The organism is Peptostreptococcus sp. MV1, from assembly GCF_000758885.1.
Classification (GTDB): domain Bacteria; phylum Bacillota; class Clostridia; order Peptostreptococcales; family Peptostreptococcaceae; genus Peptostreptococcus.
The window spans coordinates 1-7,841 of the sequence record NZ_JRNB01000074.1; the positions used below are offsets into that span (position 1 = coordinate 1).

Sequence of the window (7,841 nt, forward strand, 5' to 3'; positions counted from 1 at the left end):
CAGATGAGCAAATCTTAGTAAGCACTCATAAATGTCATCAGGAAACTGCTCATACTCAATTTTTAAGAACACGAAATGATGTCGGCACAAACGGAACTGTCCTTGCAAGACACCTTATCCAATCCTTTTTACCCGGAGAAACAAGTCCTGAAATTGCACATCAAATTGGTCTTGAACTATGTAAAAAGATATTAAAGGATGAGTACGAATTTGTCTTATCTACCCACATAGATAAGGGGCATATTCATAATCACGTCATATTTAATAATGTGAATATGGTTACTGGCAAGTGCTATCAATCTAACAAGAAAAGCTACCACCAAATCAGGTATCAAAGCGATAAGCTATGCAAAGAAAACAACCTATCTGTGATTGATGAGTTCTACGAGAGTTATAAGAGAAAGTACAAAATAAATGGAAAGTCATGGTATGAAAATGAGCAATTTAAGAAAGGTACTTCTTGGAAAAGCAGGCTTCAATTTGACATTGATCGTCTGATAAAACAGTCTAAGGATTGGGAAGAATTTCTAAAGAAAATGGAGAAACTTGGTTATGAAATAAAGCATGGAAAACATATAGCCTTTAAGCCAAAAGATAAGCAGAGATTTACAAGAGCTAAGACGATTGGAGAAGATTATACCGAAGAAAGATTAAGAGAGCGTATTACAGAAAATCAATCTATTAAAGCCCCTCCTGTCAAAGAACGAATCGGAAATGTCATCAATATGAATACCAATACCAAAGTGAAAGAGAGCAAAGGCTATGAATATTGGGCAACAAAGCATAACTTAAATACAATGGCTGAGTCAGTTGTTTTCATCAGGGAACATGGCATTAATTCCGTTAAGCAGCTTGATGAATACATTAGGAAAAGTGCTGAAGAAAGACAGAACTTACAAGATAAAATCAAAGAAATTGATAAGGAAATGCACGAGCTTTCTGATACGATGGAACAAGTTCATACTGTTAAAAGGTATCGAGCTTATTACAAAGAATATAAATCAAATCCATCGGACAAGGCATTTTTTGAAGAATACAAATCGCAAATCACGCTCTATGAAACTGCTCTTTCCAAGCTGAAAAGCTCCTATTCTAAACTTCCAAATTCAAAGAATATTTTAGATAAACTTGATAAATTGCAAGAAAAAAAGAATATCCTCATGAAAGAGTATTCTTCCTCAAAATCTACTATGGACGAGCTTTATCAAATACGAAAGAACTATGGAATTTACATGGGCAAGGAGATGGAGAGATAATTTTTTCTCTCCTCTTTTTCTACCTTGATTTGGCAATTCAAGACCAATAAAAAAATAGTCGGTGCAGTCCTAAGACCACACCGACCGTAAATTTATCTCTCAGCTTCTTTGCTTGCTGCTTTATTTTCTTTTGGCTTTTCCTTATCTTCAGCCTGATATTTCTTAATAGCTCCAAGTACAGATTCTTTCTTTTCTTCTTGTCCTTTCATCTGTTCCTTTGCCTTTAGTAGCTTTGAAGAAAGTATTCTTACGTTGCTATGCTCCTTACCGTTATCATCAATGGATGTTCTGATTTGTCCAAAGAGCTTAACAAAATCTCCCTGTTTAAAGTCCTTTGGAATATCACTCTTTTCTCCATAAGCTGAGCAATTATGATATACCTTGTTACCTTCATCATCTTTGGATACTACGGAGAAATTCGCTACCTTAAAGGATTCTCCGTTCTTATTTTCCCTTTCAACTAAATCGACTTCCCCTACAATATTGCCAACAATATTGATAAGATTATCCTTTTCTTCCTGAACATAAGGTAAGTCTTTTATCTGCCCCTGTTCCCTTAAATCCTCAATCATATAGTCAAATTCCTCGTGCAGCAAATTAACGGTGTCATTGTCCATATAAGCGTCATAGAGCTTATCCAAAGCACTTTCATCATTGATACCTTTTTCTACGCTTATAATCGCCTTTACAAAGTCCTTGTGGTTATCACTTACCATATCTTCAATCTGATTTCTCATTGTTTTGTAATCCATGTTTTTATATCTCCTTTCATGGTAAAAGGGAGCTGTTCGCTCCCTTATCTTAAAATTTCCTGTTCTTTTGTTTTTTGCTTTTCTTCTGTTTTACTTTCATTTTGATAGGCTCTTATCTGCCCTAAAATAGATGGCTTATCCTCTGATTTTTGTGTGGTTTCTTCTTTACTATGAAGATTGTCCTCCACATCATAGGTTGACTCAAAATAATCACTGTCCTTAAAGTCATTGTCATATCTATCAGGAATACCATCATTATCAAGGTCTTTAGAGAGCGGATCATAGAAGTTACCCTCATCATCAATATCAAGTCCTGTTGCTGCTCTTAAATCTTCGGAATCAACATAAACTAAATCGTTAAAAGAGGACATTTCTATTTCATTTTTCATATTCCTTAGAGCTTCATTCTCTCCCTTGTTTTCATAATCAAAGCTCTCTGTTTTGATAGGCGTATCATCAATGTACTGTGTCCATGTTTTTTCCTCTAAATCAAGCTCATACTGAATACCATGTCTTTCATCCGGTGTATTGGTATAGGCGATACCGATATGCTTTAAGTCAGGATACAGGGTATTAAATTCATCATAGCTATGATTTTCTTCATATTCCCTGTTACAGAAATCAATGATTGCCCTTTTTACATCTTCTATAAGCGGATTATCATTTCTCTTTTCTTCCACTTCTCCCATATCGAGTAGCTTATTCAATTCTGCAAGTCTTAATACCTTAGTTTTCAGCTCATCAGCTTTTTCAAAAGGCTTTTTTAATTCCTCTTTGGCATTTGCCAGTTGTTCTTTTGTGCTGATGAGTTTTTCTTCAAGCCTGTTTAATTTTTCAGGCATTTTCTCAAGAGCGTTATCAAGTCTTGTAATGTTACCGTCCGCACTTGTTCCAAGCTCTCCTGAATGCTTTGCAGCACCATTTAGGCTAAAGTTATGTTCATTGGTAAAGAAGTTATAGCTTACCTCTAAATCCATATTCCTATACTTTCCTATAACCTTGCTTTCATTGATTTTAACCTTTGAAATAGCTTCAAGAAGTCTTTCTCCGGCTAATTTCTTATCGGTAATTTTTTCTCCTGCAATGGTAATGGAAGTAAACTTTTCCTCTCCTTCTGCTTTAGGCTCTACATTAGATATATCTTTTTTGACAGCTTCAATTAGTTTTTCCGTTCTTGCAATTTCTTCCGGGTAGTTTTTCGCAACCTTATCCTCTAATCTGTAACGGTTGGACTTATAGTTTGCTTCAAGCATTTTAAGTTTTGTAACCTCGTTGTCCAAATCCATCTTTTCTTTAATCTTAGGATCGCCAGTGGCAAGGGCTTTAATCTCTGCATAGTTAAGGGAGCTTTCGTCCACATCTTCCGCCACACGAACAGGAGTCTTTGAAGTCATAATCTGAGAAATAAATTTCTGCTTATTCTCTATCGTCTGGTCGAGTAGGTCGGGGATATTACTATCCCTTTCCCCTCTAAGAACCGTGCATGAGAGTTTCCCCTCACACGGCTCAAGTTTTTATAAGCCCTAACTAAAGAGCCAGCGTGTTTTCTTCATCATTTATATGCAATTTTCTATGACACCAAGGGTGTACTAAAGTTTTAAGGGTAATGTTATTTTGAATTGTTTGATGTACTCTAAAGTCTGTATCAATAGTTATTTTCTCTCCACAAACAGGGCATATTCCATTTTGCGTTTTATACAGTCTATTTATAACTGTACGTCCTTTAAGTTCGTTTCGTATTTTTAACTCTTCTCTTTCTTCAAAGTATATTTGCCAATTTTCATCAAATGGATTTGCTTCAGCTTGTATCTTGGTAAATCTTTTAATATCAGTGTCTGTAGCATATTTAAGACGAAGATAGTATTTCTCGCCATTCTCCATTCTGTCTCCAGTTGATACACTGAAAGTCCAAGTTCTATTTCCAATCGTATGGAAATACTTTTTAGCTATCCATTTTCTACCTTTCTTAGGATGTCTACGAACACACCAGTCCCACAGGCATTTATATATTTCATAATCAAGTTTTTCAAACGCTTTTGATGAAACATTATATTTCTGATAGTTTACCCAACCTATAATGATTGGATTTAATTTTCTGATCAAAATTTCTTGTTTCATTGACGGATTATCTTTTATGATTCGTCTGATTTTATCGACAATAGCCTTGAAGTTATTATCAGATGGTTTTGTAAGCAACTTATCTTTATACATCCTAATATTAACTCCAAGAAAATCAAAACCGTCATTTATGTGTGTTATAAGTGTCTTTTCCTCTGATAATTCTAAACCTCTTTCAGCTAGAAATTTTACAATGATTGGCTTTACACCATTTTCAAGCAATTCTGCACTTTCCCCTGTAACGATGAAATCATCTGCATATCTAACAAAGTTAACCTTTGGGAAATATGTTTTCTTATTTACTGTTCTTCTATGGTATTTCTCTTTGATTGCTTTTTCTAAACCATCTAATACCATATTGGAAATAATAGGTGATATTGGCGAGCCTTGTGGACTTCCTGTTTCTATTGGAAATAGTTTTTGTTTTTCTATATATCCACACTCAAGCCAGAGTTTTAATAATTTCTTGTTCATTGGGATATTATTTAATATCCATTCATGACTTATATTATCAAAACAACCTTTTATATCTCCCTCAAGTACCCATTTTGCAGATTTCTTTTTATTAAGTGATGTAAAGCACTGCTCGATAGCGTCTTGTGTACATCTTTTTGCCCTAAATCCATAAGAATTAGGGTCAGCAGTAGTTTCTGCTATGGGTTCAAGTGCAAATTTATATAGTGTTTGCATTGCCCTATCTGTCATTGTGGGAATGCTGAGGGGTCTTTTCTTACCATTTTTCTTTGGTATATACACTCTTTTAAGAGGTTTAGGTTTATATCCTCTTAAATTTAACTTTTCTATCGCCTTATACTTTGCCTGTGGTGTTAGCCATAATTCGCCATCTACACCACTTGTTTTCTTGCCTTGGTTTTCAGTTACCCTCTTAATAGCCAAGGCTTTTGCATAAAATGAAGTTGTGAGTAAATGCTGTAAAGATTTTACCTTTCCATATTTACTCATTTTCCACGCTTTCACAATACGCATTTGTAGTTTTTTAACATAGCTTTCTGCTAGAGAAAAGTCTATACTTTCCCAGTTTTTAGCTCTGTTAGTAGTAGCACACATTTTACTGTTCATTTGCTTTCTCCTTTCAAAAATTCTACAAGTTCTCTTGTGATTAAAAACCAAATGGAAGTCTGCACTCTTTCAAGTTAGGGCAAATTTTGAACCCCTATCCATCTCATTACAAGATGGCATTCGCTTTTTCCATTCTCCTTTACCTGCACCATTATCAGCATTTCTTACGATTTGCCTTGCCTTTTGGCAATAGTACAGGCTTACCATGTTTCACTTAATTAACATTGATAACTTAGGCTCTACCTCTCTGCCGGTAGTCTTTTTGTCCGTGTAATCCCACTGTGGAAAGGATTATCCGACTACACACCATTTTGGTTCAGGCTTATCAGCAACTTTAGCCTGTTCGCCTTAACGACATTTATCAGTAGTTCACATATGTTAGCCATATTATCAAGCCTCGCTCCCTAACCACTTTGTTGCTGGCAGTTTCGGTATTTCCTCACGGTTTTACCTCAAGTAGGGCTACTTTAATATCGGCTTACCACACTTAAGTGCAGTCGATACTTGGCTCAACTAACGGAATAGTTGGTTTGGTCATTATGCCAAACAGTTAAATTAAGCGACTTCATGTCGCACCCAAAGGTACGCATCAAAGGTATTCTCTGTAACATAACGATAGATATTTACTTTCTCATTTTCGTTTCCTTGTCTTACAATTCTCCCTGCTCTTTGTTCCAAGTCTGGTGAGTAGTCCGAAGTGGTCAATTTAATTTACCTATAAACTTGTAGTGAATTTCAACTTTTTGGCTTATTTGACCGTCTATTTCTTCCTTGTCATAGACATATATTTTATCTATGATTTGATTTAGAATATATCGGTTTAGCGATTTTATCTTAGCGTACTTGCTAATATTATCCATGAATTTCTTGTAGTTATCTTCAGTTTCAAAAGATACTTCTATATCGCCCTCTAAGACCTTGATTTCATCGATTAACTTGTCTTGTTTTTTAGATATACTCACATTCATTAGATTGAAGTTTCTCTCAGTTATATTTCCCTCTAACCTATCTTCATATAACTGTTCATAGCTTCTGTCTAATTCTGCTAATTGGTTCTTTTTAAGCTCCAGCTTGTTAGATAGTTCTTTTCCCTCGTCAATTTTTTCTACTTCAATCTTTTCTATTATCTTTTCGACAAAGTCTTCTTTAGCAGATAGTGCCATATTTCCATGATATTGTATATCTTCAAGAACAATATTATATAGATCCCTAGCTTCAATTCTATGTGATGAACAAGCATTTACTCCATATTTTTTATATGTGGAGCAAGAAAAGTGAACAAAGTCTATGAGTTCTTTCTTTTTAAGCCTATAATCAGTTTTTGGTGTCAATGCATAACCACATTTAGGACATCTTACAAGTCCTTGAAAAATGTTGTCATAATAGAGTCCCTTTTTATTGTTACACTTCCTCTTATCAATCATTGTTTGAACTTGTTTCCATATTTCCTCACTAACTATTCCCTCGTGGGTATCTTTAGCATAAATATAGTCACTTTTAGGAATATACATTCTTTTTGAGTTCTTAAATGATAAGGTAGGTCTTTTATTTCTTGCCATATTTCCACAATAAACTGGATCTCGTAAAACATTTAACACCATTCTATGTGACCATTGGTATTTATTTTCTTCTGTTAGTCCATAAAGCTTTTCAGCATTTTCAACAAAAGCACTTGGTCTTGGAATTTTTCTCTTCATCAACTCCTGGCTAATAAGTTGAGTACCCTTACCCTCTAAACACAATTTATAAATGAGTTCTATAATAGGTTTAGTTTTCTCATCTATGATTAATCTGCGTTTATTATTAGGGTCTTTTAGATAACCAAATGGAGCTTTAGAGCCTATATATGTTCCCTCTCTCATTCTGCTTTGAATTGCACTTTTAACTTTTTTGGAAGTATCCTTTGCGTACATTTCATTGAGAATGTTTTTAAATGGCATAATATCATTTTGATTGCTATTTAATGTGTCTATACCATCAGTTATTGCAATATATCTTATATTCTTTTGTGGAAAGTACATTTCGATATATGCTCCACTTTGAAGATAGTTTCTTCCTAACCTTGATAAGTCTTTTGTTATAACACAATTTATTTTTCCATTTTCAATATCAGTAATCATCTTCTTAAATGATGGTCTTTCAAAGTTTGTCCCCGAATAACCATCATCTACATAATAATCATAAATGGCGATACTGTTACTTTCTGCATATTGTTTTAACATTACTTTTTGTGACCATATACTCATACTCTCAACTGAGTTTCCATCGTCTTTTGATAGTCTACAATAAAGTCCTGCTACATATTTTTTAGTCCTGCTCAATTTCAATCTCCTTTCCCTAAACAGGACTATCTCAATAATTTAATTATACTAAAATACTCCCGTTTAGTCAATCAATACTTACGCTTGCGTTTGTTTATTTTCTCTATCTTTTTCTAAGTTTCTTTCGACTACATGCTCGATAATATCTTCAAATACTTCTTCAATCGGCTTTTTGCCTACATATACTCGCTTTATTTCATAGTTGATTTTTCCACTTCGTTTTTTCTTTTTTAATTCCATATAATTTCTCCCTTTTGTTGCAATCGAGTAGGGAGGACTTTCTCCTCCCTCTCACACCACGGAGCGTGCCGTTC

The 7,841-nt window shown here is 34.5% G+C and carries 6 protein-coding genes and 1 pseudogene; 1 reads left to right on the forward strand and 6 read right to left on the reverse strand.

The features are described from left to right. A partial coding sequence (locus HMPREF1639_RS05815; RefSeq protein WP_036764356.1) for a relaxase/mobilization nuclease domain-containing protein occupies positions 1–1,256 on the forward strand: 1,256 nt, incomplete at its 5' end. 92 nt (positions 1,257–1,348) lie between these two features. Here the strand turns inward: HMPREF1639_RS05815 and HMPREF1639_RS05820 are convergent. The 6 genes and pseudogenes from HMPREF1639_RS05820 to HMPREF1639_RS05840 form a co-directional block, all read right to left on the reverse strand. Beyond that, positions 1,349–2,008 carry a hypothetical protein gene (locus HMPREF1639_RS05820; protein ID WP_036764358.1) on the reverse strand — a complete coding sequence of 220 codons (660 nt, stop codon included), beginning with the start codon at positions 2,006–2,008 and terminating at the stop codon, positions 1,349–1,351. A 44-nt stretch (positions 2,009–2,052) separates the two neighbouring features. Further along, positions 2,053–3,447, reverse strand: a pseudogene (locus HMPREF1639_RS05825) (helicase-related protein); the annotation flags it as partial. An 88-nt stretch (positions 3,448–3,535) separates the two neighbouring features. Continuing rightward, positions 3,536–5,206: a group II intron reverse transcriptase/maturase gene (ltrA, locus tag HMPREF1639_RS05830; RefSeq protein ID WP_036764362.1), complete on the reverse strand. Its 1,671-nt coding sequence runs from the start codon at positions 5,204–5,206 to the stop codon at positions 3,536–3,538. Positions 5,207–5,275: 69 nt separating this feature from the next. Further along, positions 5,276–5,413 (reverse strand): hypothetical protein, encoded by a 138-nt coding sequence (locus HMPREF1639_RS09370; protein WP_002841132.1) that lies wholly within the window; start codon positions 5,411–5,413, stop codon positions 5,276–5,278. Between the two features lie 494 nt (positions 5,414–5,907). Next, positions 5,908–7,527, reverse strand: coding sequence for a recombinase family protein (locus tag HMPREF1639_RS05835; RefSeq protein WP_052045436.1), 1,620 nt, complete (start codon positions 7,525–7,527; stop codon positions 5,908–5,910). 78 nt (positions 7,528–7,605) lie between these two features. Continuing rightward, positions 7,606–7,767, reverse strand: a complete 162-nt coding sequence (locus tag HMPREF1639_RS05840; RefSeq protein ID WP_019213949.1) for a hypothetical protein — start codon at positions 7,765–7,767, stop codon at positions 7,606–7,608. Between the last annotated feature and the right edge of the window lie 74 nt (positions 7,768–7,841).

Excerpts from the sequence above, each read along its gene's own strand:
- HMPREF1639_RS05840 (WP_019213949.1), bottom strand. The coding sequence starts at position 7,767 with ATGGAATTAAAAAAGAAAAAACGAAGTGGAAAAATCAACTATGAAATA.
- ltrA (WP_036764362.1), bottom strand. The coding sequence starts at position 5,206 with ATGAACAGTAAAATGTGTGCTACTACTAACAGAGCTAAAAACTGGGAA.
- HMPREF1639_RS05820 (WP_036764358.1), bottom strand. The coding sequence starts at position 2,008 with ATGGATTACAAAACAATGAGAAATCAGATTGAAGATATGGTAAGTGAT.
- HMPREF1639_RS09370 (WP_002841132.1), bottom strand. The coding sequence starts at position 5,413 with ATGGTAAGCCTGTACTATTGCCAAAAGGCAAGGCAAATCGTAAGAAAT.